Below are 20033 nucleotides of genomic sequence, written 5' to 3' on the forward strand. Positions count from 1 at the left end.
AGGTTCGGACGCGCTCCGGCCCGGGGCGTCCGGCGCGGGCCCGGCGGACGGCGATTCCGGCTGCCGGGAGGCGGAGCCCCGCTCGGCGCCCCGGGAGGCGGCGGCGCGTTCCGGCGCGGGTTCCGCTTCCGGCTTCGCCGGGGATTCCGCTTCCGGTTCCGGTCGCGGCGCGTCCCCGGCCTCCGCCGTGGCCCCGCTCTCCTCCGTCTTCCGCAGTGCCACCGCCGGTTCCGCCCCGGCCGGTGGCCGCGACGCCGCACCGTCCGTGGCGGACGGTGCGGTCCGCTGCTCCCGGTCCACGGCATGCTCCTCGTGTTCTGCGACCGTCCGGGCCGCGCCGGACCGGGTTTCCGGTTCCTCTTCCGCCGCCGACTTCGCTTCCGGTTCCGGCTCTGTTTCCGGTTCCGTTTCCGCGTCCGGTCCCGCGTCCGGTCCCGCGTCCGGTCCCGCGTCCGGTTCCGGCACCGCGTCCGCCGCCGCGTCGGCTTCCGGTGCGCCGTCCCGGATCGCGGCGGGCTCCGCCCCGGACGATCCGGCGGTCCGCTCCGCCCGTTCCTCTTCCGCCCGCGTCGGTCGGCCGGCCGCCCGGCCGGTGCGCTCGTCGGCTCGGGTTCCGATGTCCCCGCTGTCCTGGCCCATGCGTCGTGTCCCCTCCGGCTTCCCCGGCCATTGTGACCCATGACGCCGACGCTCCCGCCCCAGGCCCGGCCACCGAACGGCCCCCGGCGGGCGCGGCGGTTCGGCCCGCACCGGACCGAACGGCCCGGCAGGTCCCGCCCCTTGGCCCCGGCCCGGGTGCCGGACCGGGGGCGTCCCGGTCCGTGCGGCCCGCACATTCCGCGGGGCCGGTGGCCGCCGGGCGCGTGCCGTCCGCGTGCGCGCGGGCCCGCCCCGGCTGCGGCGACGGCGGCCGACCCGCCGTCACGGCCCGGCCGGGCCGGGACGTTGACCGGCGCGCGGACTACCGGAGCCGCCGGACCCCTCCGGCCCCGTGCACCGCCGACCGGTCCGCCCCGCTACAGCGGTACGGTGTCCGGCGCCCCCAGCCGGGCCGCGTCCGCCGTCTGGTCGTCGGGCTGGAGCTGCGACTCGCGCTCCGCCTCCACCCGCTTCTGGTAGTGCTCCACCTCGCGTTCGATCTGCTGCTGGTCCCAGCCCAGCACGCCCGCCATCAGCTCGGCGCACTCGCGGGCGCTGCGCGTCCCCCGGTCGAAGGTCTCGATGGAGATGCGGGTGCGCCGCGTCAGCACGTCCTCCAGGTGCCGGGCCTGTTCGTGCGAGCAGGCGTAGACGATCTCGGCCCGCAGATAGTCGTCAGCGGCCGGCAGCGGCTCGGCCAGCGAGGGGTCGGAGTCGATCAGTTCCAGGATCTCCTCGATCATCGACCCGTAGCGGTTGAGCAGATGCTCCACCCGCGTGTGGTGCAGCCCGGTGCGGGCGGCGATCCGGGCCCGCGCGTTCCACAGCGCGTGGTAGCCCTCGGCCCCGGTGAGCTGGATCTCCTCGGTGCAGCAGTCGGCCACCCGCTGGTCGAGGCCGTGCACGGCGGCGTCCACCGCGTCCTTCGCCATCACCCGGTACGTCGTGTACTTGCCGCCAGCGACCACCACCAGGCCGGGTACCGGGTGCGCGACCGTGTGCTCGCGCGACAACTGGCTGGTGGCGTCCGACTCACCGGCCAGCAGCGGGCGCAGCCCGGCGTACACGCCCTCCACGTCGTCGCGGGTCAGCGGCACGGCCAGCACGGAGTTGACGTGTTCGAGCAGGTAGTCGATGTCGGCGCTGGAGGCCGCCGGGTGGGCCTTGTCCAGGTCCCAGGCGGTGTCCGTGGTGCCGACGATCCAGTGCCGGCCCCAGGGGATGACGAACAGGACGCTCTTCTCGGTGCGCAGGATCAGCCCGGTGGAGGAGTGGATGCGGTCCTTGGGCACCACCAGGTGGATGCCCTTGGAGGCGGTGACGTGGAACTGGCCGCGTTCGGCGATCATCCCCTGGGTGTCGTCGGTCCACACGCCGGTGGCGTTGACGACCTGCTGGGCGCGGATCTCGTACGCGCCGTTGTCCTCCAGGTCGGTCACCTTGACGCCGACCACGCGTTCGCCCTCGCGCAGGAACTCGGTGACCCGGGTGCGGTTGGCGGCCAGCGCCCCGTACGAGGCGGCGGTGCGGACCAGGGTGGCGACGTAGCGGGCGTCGTCCATCTGGGCGTCGTAGTACTGGAGCGCGCCGACCAGCGCCTCCTTCTTCAGGCAGGGGGCGACCCGCAGCGCGTGCCGCCGGGTGAGGTGACGGTGGCGGGGCAGGCCGCGGGAGTGGCCGGAGGAGAGGGACATGACGTCGTACAGCGCGACGCCGGTGCCCGCGTACAGCCGCTCCCAGCCGCGGTGCTGGAGCGGGTAGAGGAACGGCACCGGCTTGACCAGGTGCGGGGCGAGGCGGCCGAGCAGCAGTCCGCGTTCCTTGAGCGCCTCACGCACGAGGGCGAAGTCGAGCATCTCCAGGTAGCGCAGTCCGCCGTGGATGAGCTTGCTGGACCGGGAGGAGGTGCCGGACGCCCAGTCCCTGGCCTCGACGATGCCGGTGCTCAGGCCCCGGGTCACCGCGTCCAGCGCGGTGCCGGCGCCGACGACGCCGCCGCCCACCACGAGAACGTCCAGCTCGCGTTCGGCCATCCGGGCGAGTGCCTCGGCCCGCTGCCCGGGTCCCAGGGTCGCTGTCTTCACGGTGCCTCCTCGTCGTTCGCTGCTCCGAGTCCCGCCCCCTCGCTCGCCGATCCCGCCGGTGGTGACCCGCTTCTCGATGCTCTCCCATTTCCGGGGGCTCCGCGCGGCACAAACCCCACCGAACTGACAATCCGCTATATATGTCATATAGGTGCGCTCCACGCACAGGGGAGAAGGGAAGCCGCCGCACATGCCCGCTGACCTCGCCGTCCTGGGACTCGGCCATCTGGGTCTGCCCGCCGCACAGGCCGCCTCCGCCATCGGGGTCGGCACCGTCGGCTACACCGACGACCAGCACACCGCCACCGAACTCAACGCGGGCCGCCCCCCGGCCGGCAGCACCCTCGCCGCCGCTGACCTGCGCCGCATGCTGGCCGCCGGCTTCCACGCCGGCACCGACCCGGCCCTCCTCACCCGGGTCCGCACCGCCCTCATCTGCGCCCCCACCCCGCCCGCCGCCGACCAGCGCTCCCTCGACCTGACCGGCGTCCTGGAGTACGCCCACGTCCTCGCGCCCCGGCTGCGCCCGCGCACCCTCGTCGTCCTCGAATCCGCCGTGCCCCCCGGCACCACCGAAGAACTCCTCGCCCCCGCCCTCGAAGCCGGATCGGGGCTGCGCGCCGGACGCGACTTCCACCTCGCCCACGCCCCCGGCCGCCTCGACCCCGGCAACCGCCACCACGACTACGCCGCCACCCCCCGCGTCATCGGCGGCCTCACCCCCGCCTGCACCGAGGCCGCCGCGGCCTTCTACGGACGGCTCACCGACAAGGTCGTCCGCGCCAAGGGCGTCCGGGAGGCCGAGACCGTCAAGGTCCTCGAAACCAACTACCGGCACGTCAACATCGCGCTCGTCAACGAAATGGCCGTGCTCTGCCACGAACTCGGCGTCGACCTGTGGGACGTGGTGCGCTGCGCCGAGACCAAGCCCTTCGGCTTCCGCGCCTTCCGCCCCGGCCCCGGCGTCGGCGGCCACGCCGCCCCCATGGACGTCGCCCCCGGCCGGCTGCGCATGGTGGAACTCGCCCAGGAGGTCAACTCACGGATGCCCGGGTACGTCACCCAGCGCGCCGCCACCCTCCTCAACGAGTACGGCAAGTCCGTACGCGGCGCCCGGCTGCTGCTCCTCGGCGTCACCTACCGGCCCGACCTCCCCGACCAGCAGGGCGCCCCGGCCCGGGAGATCGCCCGCCGCCTCACCGACCTCGGCGGCCGGCTCAGCTTCCACGACCCCTACGTCACCCAATGGCGGGTCGGCGGCGCCCCCGTCCCCCGCGCCGACTCCCTCTACGAGGCCGCCGCCGGAGCCGACCTCACCCTGCTGCTCCAGCACCACTCCGTCTACGACCTCCAGGGCCTGGCCGCCAAGGCCCAGCTGCTCCTGGACACCCGCGGCGCCACCCCCGCCGGCGCCGCCCACCGGCTGTGACCCGCCGGCCGCACCGGCCTGGAGGCGACGGCTACCCGGCCAGGAAAACCGATGTGTCCAGCGCCGGGTAGGGCTCGGGCAGCGGAAGTGCACGCCCCAGATCGACCTCGACCTTGGTGGCGTAGCGCGCCTTGGCCGACTCATCACCCGGCTTCGGGTCCGAATAGGCGTACGCCTTCTTCTCGTCCCGGTGGATCAGCACGTACACGGGGACCCCGGCAGCCGCGTACGTCCGGTACTTGGGTCCGGTGTCCGTCTCATGGTTGCTGGAGGTGACCTCGCCGACCAGATCCAGCAGATCGACCGAGTACCAGCCCTTGTGGGCCCGGCAGTACGCTTCGTCGACCTCGGAGGGCAGACGGCGCAGCACGTAGAAGTCCGGAATCAGCAAGCCCTGCGTCCGCTCGCCCTTGATTCCCGACCGAAATCCGTTGCCCAGCCCTGCCAGCTGAAATCCAGCGGAACGCAGTTGGAAGTACAGCTCGCCCGCGCCTCGGTTGTGCGCGTCTCCGGGCTGTGGTGGCACGATCGCCATCCCCTCGATGAACTCGGGCCGAAGCGGCACATCCACAGCCTCTTCGAGCGCGATCAGCAGATCGATGGGGTCCATTCGTGGCTTCTTCACCGGCTCGGTCACGGAATCATCGGCAGAATCGATGGCGCCTTCGGCGATCATCGTCACTTTCCGCCCCTTCCCTCTCTGGTGACAGGCTACGCCCGCATGGGTGCCCCGGCACCATCATGCGGGCGTCCGCGCGCCGTACCGCCGATCGAGGGAAATGATCACTCCATCGCGTTAACGCGACGCCGCGACCGTGACCTCCACGCGCTGGAACTCCTTGAGTTCCGAGTAGCCCGTCGTCGCCATCGCCCGGCGCAGCGCGCCGAAGAAGTTCATCGAGCCGTCCGGGATGTGCGAGGGGCCGGTCAGGATCTCGGCCGTCGTGCCGACCGTCCCGAGCTCCACCTTCTTGCCGCGCGGCACATCCTCGTGCACCGCCTCCATGCCCCAGTGGTTCCCGCGCCCCGGCGCGTCCGTGGCCCGGGCCAGCGGCGAGCCCATCATCACCGCGTCCGCGCCGCAGGCGATCGCCTTCGGCAGGTCGCCCGACCAGCCGACGCCGCCGTCCGCGATCACGTGCACGTACCGGCCGCCCGACTCGTCCATGTAGTCCCGGCGCGCCGCCGCCACGTCCGCCACCGCGGTCGCCATCGGCACCTGGATGCCCAGCACGTTGCGCGTGGTGTGCGCCGCGCCGCCGCCGAAGCCGACCAGCACACCGGCGGCGCCCGTCCGCATCAGGTGCAGGGCCGCCGTGTACGTGGCGCAGCCGCCCACGATCACCGGCACGTCCAGCTCGTAGATGAACTGCTTGAGGTTCAGCGGCTCGGCCGCGCCCGACACGTGCTCGGCCGAGACGGTGGTGCCGCGGATCACGAACAGGTCCACGCCCGCGTCCACCACGGCCTTGGAGAACTGCGCGGTGCGCTGCGGCGAGAGAGCCGCGGCCGTCACCACGCCCGCGTCCCGCACCTCCTTGATGCGCTGCCCGATCAGCTCCTCGCGGATCGGCGCGGCGTAGATCTCCTGGAGCCGCCGGTTGGCGCTCTCCTCCGGCAGTCCGGCGATCTCCGCCAGCAGCGGCTCGGGGTCCTCGTAGCGGGTCCACAGCCCTTCGAGGTTCAGCACCCCGAGGCCGCCCATCTCCCCGATGCGGATCGCCGTCGCCGGCGACACCACCGAGTCCATCGGGGCGGCCAGGAACGGCAGCTCGAAGCGGTAGGCGTCGATCTGCCAGGCGATCGACACCTCCTTGGGGTCCCGCGTACGCCGGCTGGGCACCACCGCGATGTCGTCGAACGCGTAAGCCCGCCGCCCGCGCTTGCCGCGCCCGATCTCGATCTCCGTCACGTGCTGAGCCTTTCCCTGTGCTTCTCCCGGCAGACGTCCCAGTATCCCCGGGTTCAGCGCCGCGAGTAGTTGGGGGCCTCGGTCGTCATCTGGATGTCGTGCGGGTGGCTCTCCTTGAGGCCCGCCGCCGTGATCCGGACGAACCGGCCGCGCTCCTTGATCTCGGGCACGGTGCGGCCGCCCAGGTAGTACATCGACTGGTGCAGCCCGCCCACCAGCTGGTGCACGACGGAGGCCAGCGGCCCGCGGTAGGGCACCTGGCCCTCGATGCCCTCGGGGATCAGCTTGTCGTCGTCGCCGATGGACTCCTGGAAGTAGCGGTCCTTGGAGTAGGAGCGCTTCTCGCCGCGCGACTGCATGGCGCCCAGCGACCCCATGCCGCGGTACGACTTGAACTGCTTGCCGTTGATGAACTGCAGCTCGCCCGGCGACTCCTCGCAGCCCGCCAGCAGGGAGCCCAGCATCACCGTGTCCGCGCCGGCCACCAGCGCCTTGGCGATGTCGCCGCTGTACTGGAGGCCGCCGTCGCCGATCACCGGGATACCGGCCTCGCGGGCCGCGAGCGACGCCTCGTAGATCGCGGTGACCTGCGGCACCCCGATGCCGGCCACCACCCGGGTGGTGCAGATCGAGCCGGGGCCGACCCCGACCTTGATGCCGTCGACGCCCGCGTCCACCAGGGCCTTGGCGCCGTCCCGGGTGGCCACGTTGCCGGCCACGACATCGACCCGGTCGTAGTTCGACTTGATCTTGGCGGCCATGTCCGGGACGAGCTTGGAGTGCCCGTGCGCGGTGTCCACGACGACGAAGTCCACGCCGGCCTCGATCAGCGCCTGGGCCCGCTCGTACGCGTCCCCGGCGACACCGACGGCCGCGCCCACGATCAGCCGGCCCTCGGCGTCCTTGGCGGCGTTCGGGTACTTCTCCGCCTTGACGAAGTCCTTGACGGTGATCAGCCCGCCGAGCCGGCCGTCCGCGTCCACCAGCGGCAGCTTCTCGATCTTGTGCCGGCGCAGCAGTTCCATGGCCTGCTCGCCGGAGATCCCGACCTGGCCGGTGACCAGCGGCATCGGCGTCATGACCTCGCGCACCTGGCGGCTGCGGTCCGACTCGAAGGCCATGTCGCGGTTGGTCACGATGCCCAGCAGCTTGCCGGCCGCGTCCGTGACGGGCACGCCGCTGATCCGGAACCGCCCGCACAGCTCGTCCGCCTCGCGCAGCGAGGCGTCGGGCCGGATGGTGATCGGGTCGGTGACCATGCCCGACTCGGAGCGCTTGACCCGGTCGACCTGGGCGGCCTGCTCCTCGATGGACAGATTGCGGTGCAGGACGCCCGCCCCGCCCTGGCGCGCCATCGCGATGGCCATCCGGGCCTCGGTGACCTTGTCCATGGCCGCCGACAGCAGCGGGACGTTCACCCGGACGTTGCGGGAGATGTACGAGGAGGTGTCGATGTCGCCGGGGGCCATGTCGGCCGCGCCCGGCAGCAGCAGCACATCGTCGAAGGTCAGCCCGAGGGCAGCGAACTTGTCCGGCACTCCATCGGTGTAATCACTCATGACTGCGACTGCCTCTCCACGCTCGCGGCTCACGCGCTGCTTACCTCCGCACGCACGCATCCATCCGGCCTACGCACCCTTGCCCAGCCTGGCTGTCCATGCTAAGCGGAACCCGGGACTCACTCTTACCGCGTGCTTACGTCCCGGCCGTGATACTCGCCGCATGCGTCAGCGCCCGGCGAGCGCCCGCAGCCGGCTGAGCGCCCGGTGCTGTGCCACCCGCACGGCCCCCGGGGACATGCCGAGCTTCTGCCCGGTCTCCTCGGCGGTCAGTCCGATCGCCACCCGCAGGAGCACCAGCTCGCGCAAGTGATCGGGAAGGTTGGCCAGGAGTTTGCGGGCCCATTCGGCGTCGCTGCTCAGCAGCGCCCGTTCCTCGGGCCCCAGCGAGTCGTCCGCCCGTTCGGGCATCTCGTCGGAGGGCAGGACGGTGGAGCCGGGGCCGCGCATGGCCGCGCGTTGCAGGTCGGCGACCTTGTGCTGGGCGATGGCCACCACGAAGGCGTCGAAGGGCCGGCCGGTGTCGCGGTACCGGGGCAGGGCGTAGAGCACCGCCAGGCACACTTCCTGCGCCAGGTCGTCGACGAAGTGTCTGGCCTCACCCGGCAGCCGTGCCAGCCGGGTGCGGCAGTAGCGCACCGCCAGCGGGTGCACGTGGGCGAGCAGGTCATGAGTCGCCTGGGCGTCGCCCTCGGCGGCCCGATGGACGAGGGCGCCGATCGCCGTGGTCTCGTCATCGCGCATCGGTCCATGGTGCACCGTCGCGCCGCGGTCCGGTGCACCGTGTGGTGAGTTGTGCACCGAAGCGTTATGTGAAGCGTGCTGAGATGTCTTCGCAGCGTTCGGAGCGGGAGCACTGCTGCCCGTCATGTCCCGGGCCCTCCCCTCGCACGTGGCCGGCTCGTCCCCAAGGAGCGTCATGCTTCAAGCATGCGGCACCGGGGAAAGTTTCAGGCCCGCTCCGTGCCGGACGGGGCGACAGACACGGGCCGCCCCTCCCCGTCCGGCCCGTGTGGCCCGGCCGTTTCAGCGGACCAGGCCCCAGCGGAAACCCAAGGCCACGGCATGTGCCCGGTCGGATGCCCCGAGCTTTTTGAACAGCCGGCGGGCGTGGGTCTTGACGGTGTCCTCGGAGAGAAAAAGCTCACGCCCGATCTCGGCGTTGGACCGCCCGTGGCTCATTCCCTCCAGCACCTGGATCTCGCGTGCGGTGAGGGTGGGGGCGGCGCCCATGTCGGACGAGCGCAGCCGGCGCGGGGCGAGCCGCCAGGTGGGGTCGGCCAGGGCCTGGGTGACGGTGGCCCGCAGCTCGGCGCGCGAGGCGTCCTTGTGCAGGTAACCACGGGCGCCCGCCGCGACAGCGAGGGCGACACCGTCGAGGTCCTCGGCCACGGTGAGCATGATGATGCGGGCGCCCGGGTCGGCCGACAGCAGCCGCCGCACGGTCTCCACACCTCCGAGCCCCGGCATCCGGACGTCCATCAGGATGAGATCGGACCGGTCGGCACCCCAGCGGCGGAGGACTTCCTCGCCGTTGGCGGCCGTGGTGACCCGCTCCACGCCGGGCACGGTGGCGACCGCTCGGCGCAGGGCTTCCCGCGCGAGCGGGGAGTCGTCGCAGACAAGAACGGACGTCATGGCCGGCCTCCGCAGCTGATGCGCATCACGTTGAGCCTCCAGGCTGTTGTATGTCGTCACCTGTGCGATTGACGGCCCCGGGCCCCCTGGCCCGGCGGTGGTCTCTTCCATCAACCGCCTCCGCCCTCTCAACGACGGTCACCCGAAAGAGTTACGGCTTCCGTACTTCACCTGCGATCGTCCTTGGGCTATCAACCCCACAGCCTTCAGCACTCTACGTGACGATTCCGTCACGCGATAGGCGCGCTTCACCCAACACGCCGAACATTCGTTTTTGCCCTATTTAGCCGTGCCTGCCCGTTTTAAGAGGTTTCCGGATATATTCGGCTGGTAGTCATATTTACATCTGCCCAACGGCGGCGGATGTGGACTGATCAAGCCGGACCGACGACAGCTCGTATCCGATGGGACACTCTCATGGCAGATTTCTCCCGGCTTCCGGGCCCGAACGCCGATCTCTGGGACTGGCAGCTGCTCGCCGCGTGCCGGGGCGTGGACAGTTCCCTCTTCTTCCACCCCGAGGGCGAGCGCGGTGCCGCCCGCAGCGCGCGCGAGGCGCAGGCCAAGGAGGTGTGCATGCGCTGCCCGGTCCGGTCGGAGTGCGCGGCGCACGCGCTGTCGGTGCGCGAGCCCTACGGGGTGTGGGGCGGGCTGACCGAGGACGAGCGCGAGGAACTGATGGGCCGGGCCCGCCGGAACCTGGTGGACGCGAACACGCCAACCCGCCGGGACTGACCGGAGCCGACCGGCTACCGTCTCCGCATGACAACTGCATTGGTGACGGGAGCCACCGCCGGTATCGGGGCCGCCTTCGCCCGGCGGCTGGCGCGGGACGGCCACAATCTGGTGCTGGTGGCACGGGACGCGCAGCGGCTGCGGAGCACGGCGGCCGAGCTGCACGACCGGCACGCGATCGAAGCGGCGGTGCTGGTCGCCGATCTGGCCGAGGACGAGGGGATCGCGGCGGTCGAGGAACGGCTCGGTGACCGCCGTCATCCCGTGGACCTGCTGGTCAACAACGCCGGCTTCGGCCTCAAGGGCAGCTATCCGGACGTGCCCATGGACGATGAGCTGCGGATGCTGAAGGTGCACTGCGAGGCGGTGCTGCGGCTGACCACGGCGGCCGTCGTCAGCATGCGGGAGCGGCGGCGCGGCGGGGTGGTGAACGTCGCGTCGGTGGCGGCGTTCGTCCCGCGCGGCACCTACGGGGCGTCGAAGGCGTGGGTCGTGCAGTTCACCCAGGGGGCGGCCCGGGACATGGCGGGCAACGGGGTGCGGCTGATGGCGCTGTGCCCGGGGTTCGTGCGGACCGAGTTCCACGCACGGGCGCGGATGGGGACCAAGGCCATCCCGGACTGGATGTGGCTGGACGCGGACAAGGTGGTGGACGCGGGCCTGCGGGACCTGGCCAGGGGCCGCACGGTGTCGATCCCCGATCCCCGGTACAAGGCGCTGCTCGGCGCGGCGAAGCTGGTGCCGCGCGGGGCGCTGGGCGGGATCACCAGCCGGGCGGGGCGGAAGTACGGGCCGCGGCGGGAGGCGCCGGGAACGGATACCCCGGGCGGGTAGGAGGACATGACCGTCCTGCCGGTTTTACGCTGAAGATATGAGGTGAATGCACTCTCCCGAGGGAATCGGTCATGACGTTCGTGCAAGTAATCGACCTCAAGACCTCCAGGGTCGGTGAGATGGACCGTCTCATGGACCGCTGGACCGAGGCGACGAGGGGGAAGCGTACGGCTACCCACTCGATCGTCGGCAAGGACCGGTCGGATTCCACTCATGTCGTGGAGATCGTGGAGTTTCCCTCGTACGAGGAGGCGATGAGGAATTCGAAACTCCCGGAGACCGACCGGATATTCAAGGAGATGATGGAACTGTGCGACGACGTCCCCCGGTTCACCGACCTGGACGTCGTCCGCGACGAGCAGCTCAACAAGCGTGCGGCGCGTGCCTTCTTCGAGACCGTGATCAATGACCGGGAGATCGGCGCGGCGGACGGGCTCCTGAGCCCGGACTACGCCGACCACGACCCGGCCAACGCGGCCGGCCCGCTGGGTCTGCGGGAGCTGAAGGAGCAGATGGGGATGTACCTCAGCGCCTTCGAGCCGGTGTTCGTCATCGAGGAGCAGATCGCCGAGGGGAAGCTGGTGACGACCCGGTGGACGGTGACGGGGACCCACTCCGGTGAGTACCTGGGACTGGAGCCGACCGGCCGGCCGCTGACCATCACCGGCCACACCACGTTCCGTTTCGAGGACGGGAAGATCGCCGAGGGCTGGTGGAACTGGGACCAGCTCGGGGTGATGGCCCAGCTCGGCCTGGTCGAGACCTGACGGCGCCGCCGGAGGCGGTACGCCGCCGCACACCGTGACGGGGGAAGGCCCCCGCCCCACCCGGGTGAACGGGCGGGACGGGGGCCTTCCGGTGCCTTCCGGTGCCTCGCGGCGACGGCTCAGTGGCTGTGGCCGTGACCGCCGGCGGGGGCCTCCGGCTCCTCTTCCTTCTTCTCCACCACGAGGGTCTCGGTGGTGAGCAGCAGGGAGGCGATGGAGGCGGCGTTCTCCAGCGCGGAGCGGGTGACCTTGACCGGGTCGATGACGCCGGCCTTCACCAGGTCGCCGTACTCGCCGGTGGCGGCGTTGTAGCCCTCGCCCTTGTCCAGCTCGGCGACCTTGGAGGTGATGACGTAGCCCTCAAGGCCGGCGTTCTCGGCGATCCAGCGCAGCGGCTCGACGACGGCGCGGCGGACGACGGCGACACCGGTGGCCTCGTCGCCCTCCTTGCCCAGGCCGCCCTCCAGCACCTTGGCGGCGTGCACCAGCGAGGCGCCACCACCGGGGACGATGCCCTCCTCGACCGCGGCGCGGGTCGCGGAGATGGCGTCCTCCAGACGGTGCTTCTTCTCCTTCAGCTCCACCTCGGTGGCGGCGCCGACCCGGATCACGCACACGCCGCCGGCCAGCTTGGCGAGGCGCTCCTGGAGCTTCTCGCGGTCCCAGTCGGAGTCGGTGGTCTCGATCTCGGCCTTGATCTGGGCGACCCGGCCGGCGACGTCGGCGGTGTCACCGGCGCCGTCCACGATGGTGGTGTCGTCCTTGGTGACGGTGACGCGGCGGGCGGTGCCGAGCACGTCGAGACCGGCCTGCTCCAGCTTGAGGCCGACCTCCTCGGAGATCACGGTGGCGTTGGTGAGGGTGGCGATGTCACCCAGCATGGCCTTGCGGCGGTCACCGAAGCCGGGCGCCTTGACCGCGACCGCGTTGAAGGTGCCGCGGATCTTGTTGACGACGAGGGTGGACAGGGCCTCGCCCTCGACGTCCTCGGCGATGATCAGCAGCGGCTTGGAGGCTCCGCCGGACTGCATGATCTTCTCCAGCAGCGGGAGGAGATCCTGGATGGCGGAGATCTTGCCCTGGTGGATCAGGATGTACGGGTCGTCGAGGACGGCCTCCATACGCTCCTGGTCGGTGACGAAGTACGGGGACAGGTAGCCCTTGTCGAAGGCCATGCCCTCGGTGAAGTCGAGCTCCAGGCCGAAGGTCTGGGACTCCTCGACGGTGATGACACCGTCCTTGCCGACCTTGTCCATCGCCTGGGCGATCAGCTCGCCGACCTGCTTGTCCTGGGCGGACAGCGCGGCGACGGCGGCGATGTCCTCCTTGGAGTCGATCGGGCGGGCGCTGGCCAGCAGGTCGTCGGAGATGGCGCGGACCGCGGCGTCGATGCCCTTCTTCAGGGCGGCCGGGGAGGCACCGGCGGCGACGTTGCGCAGCCCCTCGCGGACGAGCGCCTGGGCCAGGACGGTGGCGGTGGTGGTGCCGTCACCCGCGATGTCGTTGGTCTTGGTCGCCACCTCCTTCACCAGCTGGGCGCCGAGGTTCTCGTAGGCGTCCTCGATCTCCACCTCACGGGCGATGGTGACACCGTCGTTGGTGATGGTGGGGGCGCCGAACTTCTTGTCGATGACGACGTTGCGGCCCTTGGGACCGATGGTCACCTTCACCGCGTCGGCGAGCTGGTTGACACCGCGCTCGAGGGCGCGCCGGGCGTCCTCGTCGAACTTCAGGATCTTCGCCATGACGTGCGTATCCCTCGTAAAAGTATGTGGAAGCTGGAGCGAGCTGGTAGCTCGGGGCGAAAAGGCAGCCGCGCCCCTCTCCCGGCTGTCGGTGACGGGGAGCCGGGGCGCGGCCGGGTGAAGTGAAGCGCTTGGGGCTTACTTCTCGATGATGGCGAGCACATCGCGGGCGGAGAGCACCAGGTACTCCTCGCCGTTGTACTTCACCTCGGTGCCGCCGTACTTGCTGTACAGCACGATGTCGCCGACCTTGACGTCGAGCGGCAGACGGTCGCCGTTCTCGAAGCGGCCCGGGCCCACGGCGAGGACGGTGCCCTCCTGGGGCTTCTCCTTCGCGGTGTCCGGAATGACCAGGCCGGAGGCCGTGGTCTGCTCGGCGTCGAGCGGCTGGACCACAATGCGGTCCTCGAGCGGCTTGATGGCAACCTTGGAACTGGTGGTGGCGGTCACGTCCGACCTCCCCCTTCGGAGAGCTCTTAAGGGTCTGCTGTCTTGGGATAGCGCCCTGGAGGACCCGTCGTCGCGGGTGCCGGATCCGCCCGTCGCGCATCGCTGGCACTCGCCGGTGGAGAGTGCCAGAATTGAGAGTAGGCGGCGATTAGCACTCAGTCAACCAGAGTGCCAGCGCGCGCCTCCGCGACGGCGTCCACGGAGACCGCCGTACCCCGCTGACCTCAGAGGTAGTCCTCCAGTCTGGCGATGGCGAAACCCTGCGCGGTGGCCGTGTCGACGACCCGCCGGATCATGTCGGGCATCGTGCCCTTCCACTCCTTCTCGCCCCGGAAATGGGTGAGGATGATGTCGCCCGGGTGCAGTTTCCTGTCCTCGCGCCCCCAGGCGATGCGGTCGGGGAACGCCTCCTCGGCCCACAGCGGGACCACCTCCACGCCGCAGGACGCGGCGGCGCGCAGGGTGTCGCGGTCGTAGGCCCCGTACGGCGGGCGGAAGAGAGTGGGGCGCTCGCCCATCTCCTCCTCCAGGGTGTCCTGCTGGGCACAGATCTCCTCCTTCTGTCCGGCGGCGGAGAGCGTGGGGAGTTCCCGGTGGTTGACGGTGTGGTTGTGGATGCCCCAGCCGTCGTCGCGGGCGGTCCGGAAGTAGTCGTAGTCGTCGCGCGCCACGTAGTCGGAGAGGAAGGCGCTGACGGGGATGTCGAGTTCGCGGAGCATGTCCAGCAGCTCCGGGTCCTTGTGGGCGCCGTCGTCGATGGTGAGGAAGACGACCTTGTCCTCGGTGGGGACCCGGGTGATGACGGGCGGCAGGCCCTCGCCGCCGATGTGGCCGGGTTCCGAGGTCAGCTCCGGCTTCCGGTCGGGCGGCGCGGGCGGGCGCAGCGGTGCCTTGGCCAGCCCCCAGCGCTTGGCGGCGGCGAGCCGCAGCTTCTCGGCCGCGGCGAGGTGGTCGGCGTACGTGGTGAGCGCGTCGGCCACCGTACGCGCCTGGGCGCGCTGCGGTGCGCCCAGACCCGCTGCGGCGGTGTCGGCGGCGGGTGCGGCCGTGGTCGCGGTGCCGCAGGAGAGGAGGGTCAGGCCGAGCACCGCGAGTCCGGAGCCGGCGACCCCGGTCCAGAAAAATGATGTTTGTCGTACTTGTCTTATGATCCTCATGGGGCGGATGCTGGCACCGCCCACCGGGGACTCCCGGCGCGACGTTCCGGCCCGCCGGGGAGAATGACCCACGTGGCCGCACCCGATTCCTCCGCCCGACCGACCTTCGACGCCCTGCTGAGCCCCGAAGGACAACAGCTCCTCGACCACCTGCGGGACTTCGACCCGGCCGACGAACTCGCCCTCGCCACCCGGCTGCGCCGCGACCACCCCGCCCACCTCGTCTCCGCCGCCCTCGGCCAGGCACGCCTGCGGCAGCGCGCGGCGGCGAAGTTCGGCGCGGACGCCGCCCGCATGTACTTCACGCCGCACGGCGTCGAACAGGCCACCCGCGCCTCCGTCGCCGCCTGGCGCGCCCGGCGGATGACCGGACTGGGGGTACGGCGCGTCGCCGACCTGTGCAGCGGCATCGGCGGCGACGCCATCGCCCTGGCCCGGGCCGGCATCTCCGTCCTCGCCGTCGACCGCGACCCGCTCACCTGCGCCGTCGCCGAGGCCAACGCCGCCGCCCTCGGCCTGGACGGCCTGATCGAAGTGCGCTGCGCCGAGGTCCGCGAGGAGCACACGGCGGGCTGCGACGCGGTGTTCGTCGACCCCGCCCGGCGCGGCGGACGCGGCCGGATCTTCGACCCCGAGGCGTACTCGCCCCCGCTGTCCTGGGCCGTCGGCGCCGCCGCCCGCACCCCGTACGCCGCGCTGAAGACCGCCCCCGGCATCCCGCACGAGGCCGTCCCCGGCGGTGCCGAGGCCGAGTGGGTCTCCGACCGCGGCGAGGTCAAGGAAGCGGTGCTCTGGTTCGGCACCGGCGCCCCCGGCACCCGCCGCGCCACCCTGCTGCCCGCCGGGGCCACCCTCACCGGCGCCACCGGGCAAGCCCCGGCCGGCGAGCCGGGACGGTACCTGTACGAGCCGGACGGTGCGGTCATCCGCGCCCACCTGGTGGCCGAGGTCGCCGCCCAGCTCGACGGACGGCTGCTCGACCCGACCATCGCGTACATCACCACGGACACCCCGGCCACCACCCCGTACGCCACCGGGTACGAACTGACCGACGTCCTGCCGTTCAACGTGAAACGGCTGCGCGCCCTGCTCCGCGAACGCGGCGCGGGCACCGTGACCATCAAGAAGCGCGGCTCGGCCATCGACCCCGACGAGCTGCGCAAGCGCCTCAGGCCCAGCGGCCCGCACCGGGCCACCGTCATCGTCACCCGGCTCGCCGGCGCCCCCGTGATGCTGCTGGCCCGGCCGCTGGCCGAGGAGGGCGGCGCCGCGGGCTGACGCCGCCGGGACCCGGCACCGCCGTCTTCCCGGTCACCTGACCTCCCGGCCCGGCCCCTGGCCGGAAACCGTCGCCCACCGCCCCCGCTCCCGCACCGGATTTCCCGCCCCCGCCCATGCATGACCGCCCCGCCGACGGGGCACCCGCACCGGCACGACACCCACAGGACCGGAAGCGAAAGGACGTGACCGTCGTGCGCGTGGCCTTCCTCGTAGCCCCCGAAGGCGTGGAGCAGATCGAACTCACCGACCCCTGGGACGCTCTGCTCGCAGCCGGCGGAGAACCCCGCCTGATCTCCACCCACGGTGGCCGGATCCAGGCGTTCAACCACCTCGACAAGGCGGACACCTTCCCCGTCGACGAGACCGTCGCCGAAGCCTCGGTCGAGTCCTACGACGGCCTGGTCCTGCCGGGCGGCGTGGCCAACCCCGACGCGCTGCGGCTCAGCAGCCGCGCCCTGGCGTTCATCAACGGCTTCTTCGCCACCGGACGCCCCATCGCGGCCATCTGCCACGCACCGTGGACCCTGGTGGAGGCCGACACCGTACGCGGCCGGACCCTCACCTCCTGGCCCAGCCTCAAGACCGACATCCGCAACGCCGGGGGCACCTGGGTGGACGAGCCCGTCGTCATCGACAACAACGGCCCCAACACCCTCATCACCAGCCGCAAACCCGGTGACCTCCCGGCCTTCGACGAGGCGTTCCTGGCCCAGTTCGCCGCCGCCTCCGCCTGAGGTGACCCGGCGTCCGCGCGCCGGTGGCTGACTCCTTCACCACCATGTTGACGTTCCGTGCCGGCCCATAAGATCGTCATCGGTCAAGCACGGAACTCAACAGAAACATGGGGTGGGCCACATGCGCGGCCGTCATATCGCAGTCGCAGTCGCCATAGCCGTCAGCAGCGCTCTGGCGCTCGGCGGCTGCACGGTGGAGGACGCCGCCGAGCCCGCGGACCGCGCCACGGACAGCACGCCGCCGGCCGACGGCGCCCCACCGGCCACCGACTTCATCGTCACGGCGCTCCCCGGACTGCCCACCCCCGAGGACGCCCGCACCCGGCTCGGCGAGCTGACGATCGCCGAACAGGGCTCCATGAGCGGCTACAACCGGGACAAGTTCCCCCACTGGGCCTCCACCGACGGCTGCACGGCACGCCAGCAGGTACTCCAGCGCGACGGCGAGGACGTCGTCACCGACGACAACTGCCAGCCCACCTCGGGCACCTGGTACAGCGCCTACGACGGCGTCACCCTGAACGAGGCCAAGGACGTCGACATCGACCACATGGTGCCGCTCGCCAACGCCTGGCGCTCCGGCGCCGACAGCTGGGACGAGGAACGGCGCGCCGCCTTCGCCAACGACCTCACCGGACCGCAGCTGCTCGGTGTCAGCGCCGCCTCCAACCGGTCCAAGGGTGACCAGGGCCCCGAGGACTGGCAGCCACCGCTGGAGGAGTTCTGGTGCGAGTACGCGCTGGCGTGGACCGAGGTCAAGCACGGGTACGACCTGACGGTCACCCAGGACGAACACGACGAGCTGGCCGCGATGCTCGACACCTGCCCGGCCTGACGCGGCACCGTCCGCGCGCCGGGCCCCCGCCGGGCGCCGGACTCAGCGCGCGGACCGGTAGTTCTCGGCCTTGTCGAGAATGGTGGTGAACCGCTGCCACTGCTCGGCCGCCTCGGCCGTGCGGCCCACGGTGAAATCCTCCGGGTCGAGGAAATCCAGCCTCGCCCGGGTGGCCGGGTCCAGGTCCCGCCACGCCGCCTCGTCCTGTGGTGATCGCGCCACCGGGCGATGCTATCGCCTGCCCGGCGGCGGAAGGGCCCGTACCACGCGGTAGCACGCGGCACGGGCCCACCCGGCCCCGATCAGCCCAACCGGAGCAGCTTGGCGCCGAACCCGGGCTCGGTCAGGTCCTCGGCGAGCGCCACCGGAACGGTCGTCTCGCTGCCGCCCGTGCCGTCGCCGACCGTCAGCGTGCCGACCTCGGTCCCGGCGGCGGCGGAGTGCGGTACGGCGTCCTCACCGGCGGTCAGCTCCACACGCAGCTTCAGCCCCGGCCAGCCGGCCGCTTTCACGTCCTCGGTGACGGCCACCGGGGTCCGCCCGCCGAGTCCGTCGTCCACGTAGCCGACGATGTCGCCCGCCGAGAGCACCGTCTCCTCGATCAGCTCCTGCTGGGCGAACTCGATGAGCGTCCTGCCCGCGTTGAGCGCCCCGGTGAGGATCGACAGGTCCACCGGGTCCGGCGGCTGCCGCAGCACGGCGCCGACGATGAGCCGGGTCTCCTCGCCCACGGTCTGCTCGGCGGCGAAGAGGAGATTGCCGAGCGCGGTGGTGGTGGTACCGGTCTTGATGCCGACGGTGCCGTTCATGGGCACGAGGTGGTTCCAGTTGCCGTGCCGCTCGCCGTTGCTGTCGTAGTACTCGGGCATCCGCACGATCTGCCGGAACACCGGGTCCTCCATGGCCGCCTTGCCGAGGATGACCTGATCCTCGGCGGTGCTGACCGTGTCCGGGCTGAGGCCGGAGGGGTCGGTGTAGGTGGTGTTCTTCATGCCGAGTTCGGCGGCGGTCTCGTTCATCTTGGCGACGAAGTCGGCCTCGGAGCCACCGGCGTCCCAGCGGGCGAGCAGCCGGGCCACGTTGTTGGCGGAGGCGATCATGATCGCCTCGACGGCCTCGCGCTGGGTGAGCTCGTCGCCCGCGGTGACGGAGACGACGGACTCGTCGTCCGTGTCACCGAGCGCCACGTCGTCCTCGGCCTGCTGGTCCACGGGGATCGTGGCGCCGGTGGATTCGGGGTCCGGGTCCATGGGGTGGTCGCGCAGGATGAGGTACGCGGTCATGACCTTGGCGACGGAGGCGATCGGCACCGGCTCCTGGTCGCCCGAGGTGCCGAACGTGCCGATCCCGTCCACGTCCAGCGCGGCCTGGCCCGCCCCGGGCCACGGCGCGGTGGGCGCCTCGCCGTCGAAGGTGTGGGTGTCGGCGGCGGTGAGACCGAGGGTGGGCTCGGGGAGCGGGCGCAGCGACTGGGCGATCGTGAAGATGATCAGCAGCAGGACGACCAGCGGCGACCAGATCTTGATCCGGCGCAGCACGGTCCGCAGCGGGGTGGGCGGCGGCGGGGGCGTGTTGGTGAGCGCGGCGAGCAGTTCGAGCGGCGCCCGCTCCGAGTCCGGCAGCGGCGGCGGCCCGGCGGGCGGCGGCGGTACGGGCGCGGCGGGGGGCGCGGCGGCCTTCTCCGGCGCGTCGGCGGGCGACCCGGCCGGGGCCCCGGCGGGCTTCGGCGGCACGGACGCGGAACCCGCGGGCTTGCCGCCCTCGGACGGCGTGCCGGTCGGCTTCGCGTCCCCGCCGGGGGCGGCGTCGGACGGCTTGGACAGATCCGCGCCCCGGGTCGCCGGCTCGCCGCCCGGGGACGGGGCCGCGGCGGGCTTCGGCGGCACGGCTGCCTTCCCCGCGCGCTCGCCCGCGTCCGGCGAGGCGCCGGACGGCTTCGACAGGTCCGCGCCCTTCGTGGCGGGCTTCGCGTCCCCGGCCGGAGCGGCGCCGGGCGGCGCCTTGTCCGGCTTCGGCGGCGCTGCGGCGGCCCCCGCGGGCTGATCCGCCCCGGACGCCGCCGGCGCGGCGGTGGGCTTCGGCGGTGCCGCGGCCTCGCTCGCCTCGGCGGAGGCGGAGGCGGGGGCGTCGGGGGCCCGGCCCGGCTTCGGTGGCACCGAGGCCGCCGCTCCCGGCTTCTCCGGGGCGTCCCCGGCGCTCTGCTCGCCCGCGTCACGGCGCGGGTCGGTACGGCC

18 protein-coding genes and 1 pseudogene are annotated in these 20033 nt (G+C 72.0%); 7 read left to right on the top strand and 12 right to left on the bottom strand.

The window, feature by feature from the left end; translation table 11 throughout:
* Positions 1 to 639, bottom strand: a pseudogene (locus ACFV5N_RS07030) (hypothetical protein); the annotation flags it as partial.
* Between the two features lie 377 nt (positions 640 to 1016).
* Positions 1017 to 2723, bottom strand: coding sequence for a glycerol-3-phosphate dehydrogenase/oxidase (locus tag ACFV5N_RS07035; RefSeq protein ID WP_385595146.1), 1707 nt, complete (start codon positions 2721 to 2723; stop codon positions 1017 to 1019).
* A gap of 190 nt (positions 2724 to 2913) precedes the next feature.
* Between ACFV5N_RS07035 and ACFV5N_RS07040 the strand changes: the two genes are divergently transcribed.
* On the top strand, positions 2914 to 4152 hold the full coding sequence (locus ACFV5N_RS07040; RefSeq protein WP_385595148.1) for a nucleotide sugar dehydrogenase: 1239 nt from the start codon (positions 2914 to 2916) through the stop codon (positions 4150 to 4152).
* A gap of 31 nt (positions 4153 to 4183) precedes the next feature.
* Here the strand turns inward: ACFV5N_RS07040 and ACFV5N_RS07045 are convergent, their stop codons facing one another.
* The 5 genes from ACFV5N_RS07045 to ACFV5N_RS07065 form a co-directional block, all read right to left on the bottom strand.
* Positions 4184 to 4828 (bottom strand): Uma2 family endonuclease, encoded by a 645-nt coding sequence (locus tag ACFV5N_RS07045; RefSeq protein WP_385595178.1) that lies wholly within the window; start codon positions 4826 to 4828, stop codon positions 4184 to 4186.
* 120 nt (positions 4829 to 4948) lie between these two features.
* Positions 4949 to 6064: a GuaB3 family IMP dehydrogenase-related protein gene (locus ACFV5N_RS07050; RefSeq protein ID WP_385595151.1), complete on the bottom strand. Its 1116-nt coding sequence runs from the start codon at positions 6062 to 6064 to the stop codon at positions 4949 to 4951.
* A 53-nt stretch (positions 6065 to 6117) separates the two neighbouring features.
* Entirely contained in the window at positions 6118 to 7623 is a 1506-nt protein-coding gene (guaB, locus tag ACFV5N_RS07055; protein WP_385595154.1) for an IMP dehydrogenase, read from the bottom strand.
* 168 nt (positions 7624 to 7791) lie between these two features.
* Positions 7792 to 8367, bottom strand: coding sequence for an RNA polymerase sigma factor ShbA (gene shbA, locus ACFV5N_RS07060; RefSeq protein ID WP_019431594.1), 576 nt, complete (start codon positions 8365 to 8367; stop codon positions 7792 to 7794).
* Positions 8368 to 8649: 282 nt separating this feature from the next.
* Entirely contained in the window at positions 8650 to 9261 is a 612-nt protein-coding gene (locus ACFV5N_RS07065; RefSeq protein ID WP_019431595.1) for a response regulator transcription factor, read from the bottom strand.
* A gap of 417 nt (positions 9262 to 9678) precedes the next feature.
* Between ACFV5N_RS07065 and ACFV5N_RS07070 the strand changes: the two genes are divergently transcribed.
* From ACFV5N_RS07070 to ACFV5N_RS07080, 3 genes are all read left to right on the top strand, one after another.
* Entirely contained in the window at positions 9679 to 9996 is a 318-nt protein-coding gene (locus ACFV5N_RS07070; RefSeq protein WP_019431596.1) for a WhiB family transcriptional regulator, read from the top strand.
* Positions 9997 to 10023: 27 nt separating this feature from the next.
* A complete protein-coding gene (locus ACFV5N_RS07075; RefSeq protein WP_385595158.1) occupies positions 10024 to 10830 on the top strand; it encodes an SDR family NAD(P)-dependent oxidoreductase in 807 nt (268 codons plus the stop codon).
* Positions 10831 to 10901: 71 nt separating this feature from the next.
* Positions 10902 to 11597 carry an ester cyclase gene (locus tag ACFV5N_RS07080; RefSeq protein WP_385595161.1) on the top strand — a complete coding sequence of 232 codons (696 nt, stop codon included), beginning with the start codon at positions 10902 to 10904 and terminating at the stop codon, positions 11595 to 11597.
* A gap of 119 nt (positions 11598 to 11716) precedes the next feature.
* Here ACFV5N_RS07080 and groL read toward each other — a convergent pair whose 3' ends face one another.
* The 3 genes from groL to ACFV5N_RS07095 all read right to left on the bottom strand — a co-directional run bounded on the left by groL (position 11717) and on the right by ACFV5N_RS07095 (position 14949).
* Entirely contained in the window at positions 11717 to 13342 is a 1626-nt protein-coding gene (gene groL, locus ACFV5N_RS07085) for a chaperonin GroEL (RefSeq protein ID WP_385595164.1), read from the bottom strand.
* A 138-nt stretch (positions 13343 to 13480) separates the two neighbouring features.
* Complete coding sequence (gene groES / locus ACFV5N_RS07090; RefSeq protein WP_019431600.1) at positions 13481 to 13792, bottom strand: co-chaperone GroES; 312 nt, start codon at positions 13790 to 13792, stop codon at positions 13481 to 13483.
* Between the two features lie 224 nt (positions 13793 to 14016).
* Positions 14017 to 14949 (bottom strand): polysaccharide deacetylase family protein, encoded by a 933-nt coding sequence (locus ACFV5N_RS07095; protein WP_385595167.1) that lies wholly within the window; start codon positions 14947 to 14949, stop codon positions 14017 to 14019.
* Between the two features lie 63 nt (positions 14950 to 15012).
* Between ACFV5N_RS07095 and ACFV5N_RS07100 the strand changes: the two genes are divergently transcribed.
* From ACFV5N_RS07100 to ACFV5N_RS07110, 3 genes are all read left to right on the top strand, one after another.
* Positions 15013 to 16227 carry an SAM-dependent methyltransferase gene (locus ACFV5N_RS07100; protein ID WP_385595170.1) on the top strand — a complete coding sequence of 405 codons (1215 nt, stop codon included), beginning with the start codon at positions 15013 to 15015 and terminating at the stop codon, positions 16225 to 16227.
* A gap of 194 nt (positions 16228 to 16421) precedes the next feature.
* Positions 16422 to 16964, top strand: coding sequence for a type 1 glutamine amidotransferase domain-containing protein (locus tag ACFV5N_RS07105; RefSeq protein WP_385595181.1), 543 nt, complete (start codon positions 16422 to 16424; stop codon positions 16962 to 16964).
* Between the two features lie 121 nt (positions 16965 to 17085).
* Positions 17086 to 17799, top strand: coding sequence for an HNH endonuclease family protein (locus ACFV5N_RS07110; RefSeq protein WP_385595173.1), 714 nt, complete (start codon positions 17086 to 17088; stop codon positions 17797 to 17799).
* A 42-nt stretch (positions 17800 to 17841) separates the two neighbouring features.
* Here the strand turns inward: ACFV5N_RS07110 and ACFV5N_RS07115 are convergent, their stop codons facing one another.
* Together ACFV5N_RS07115 and ACFV5N_RS07120 are read right to left on the bottom strand one after the other, a co-directional pair.
* Complete coding sequence (locus ACFV5N_RS07115; RefSeq protein WP_019431605.1) at positions 17842 to 18021, bottom strand: hypothetical protein; 180 nt, start codon at positions 18019 to 18021, stop codon at positions 17842 to 17844.
* Between the two features lie 80 nt (positions 18022 to 18101).
* Positions 18102 to 20033 (bottom strand): D-alanyl-D-alanine carboxypeptidase (locus ACFV5N_RS07120; protein ID WP_385595176.1); only part of this gene is annotated, 1932 nt, incomplete at its 5' end.

Origin of the sequence: Streptomyces sp. NPDC059853 (assembly GCF_042731495.1) — a bacterium.
GTDB lineage: Bacteria > Actinomycetota > Actinomycetes > Streptomycetales > Streptomycetaceae > Streptomyces.

Coding starts and splice junctions, on each gene's coding strand:
- ACFV5N_RS07040 (WP_385595148.1), top strand. CDS start 2,914: ATGCCCGCTGACCTCGCCGTCCTGGGACTCGGCCATCTGGGTCTGCCC.
- ACFV5N_RS07045 (WP_385595178.1), bottom strand. CDS start 4,828: ATGATCGCCGAAGGCGCCATCGATTCTGCCGATGATTCCGTGACCGAG.
- guaB (WP_385595154.1), bottom strand. CDS start 7,623: ATGAGTGATTACACCGATGGAGTGCCGGACAAGTTCGCTGCCCTCGGG.
- shbA (WP_019431594.1), bottom strand. CDS start 8,367: ATGCGCGATGACGAGACCACGGCGATCGGCGCCCTCGTCCATCGGGCC.
- ACFV5N_RS07065 (WP_019431595.1), bottom strand. CDS start 9,261: ATGACGTCCGTTCTTGTCTGCGACGACTCCCCGCTCGCGCGGGAAGCC.
- ACFV5N_RS07070 (WP_019431596.1), top strand. CDS start 9,679: ATGGCAGATTTCTCCCGGCTTCCGGGCCCGAACGCCGATCTCTGGGAC.
- ACFV5N_RS07075 (WP_385595158.1), top strand. CDS start 10,024: ATGACAACTGCATTGGTGACGGGAGCCACCGCCGGTATCGGGGCCGCC.
- ACFV5N_RS07080 (WP_385595161.1), top strand. CDS start 10,902: ATGACGTTCGTGCAAGTAATCGACCTCAAGACCTCCAGGGTCGGTGAG.
- groL (WP_385595164.1), bottom strand. CDS start 13,342: ATGGCGAAGATCCTGAAGTTCGACGAGGACGCCCGGCGCGCCCTCGAG.
- ACFV5N_RS07095 (WP_385595167.1), bottom strand. CDS start 14,949: ATGAGGATCATAAGACAAGTACGACAAACATCATTTTTCTGGACCGGG.
- ACFV5N_RS07100 (WP_385595170.1), top strand. CDS start 15,013: ATGACCCACGTGGCCGCACCCGATTCCTCCGCCCGACCGACCTTCGAC.
- ACFV5N_RS07110 (WP_385595173.1), top strand. CDS start 17,086: ATGCGCGGCCGTCATATCGCAGTCGCAGTCGCCATAGCCGTCAGCAGC.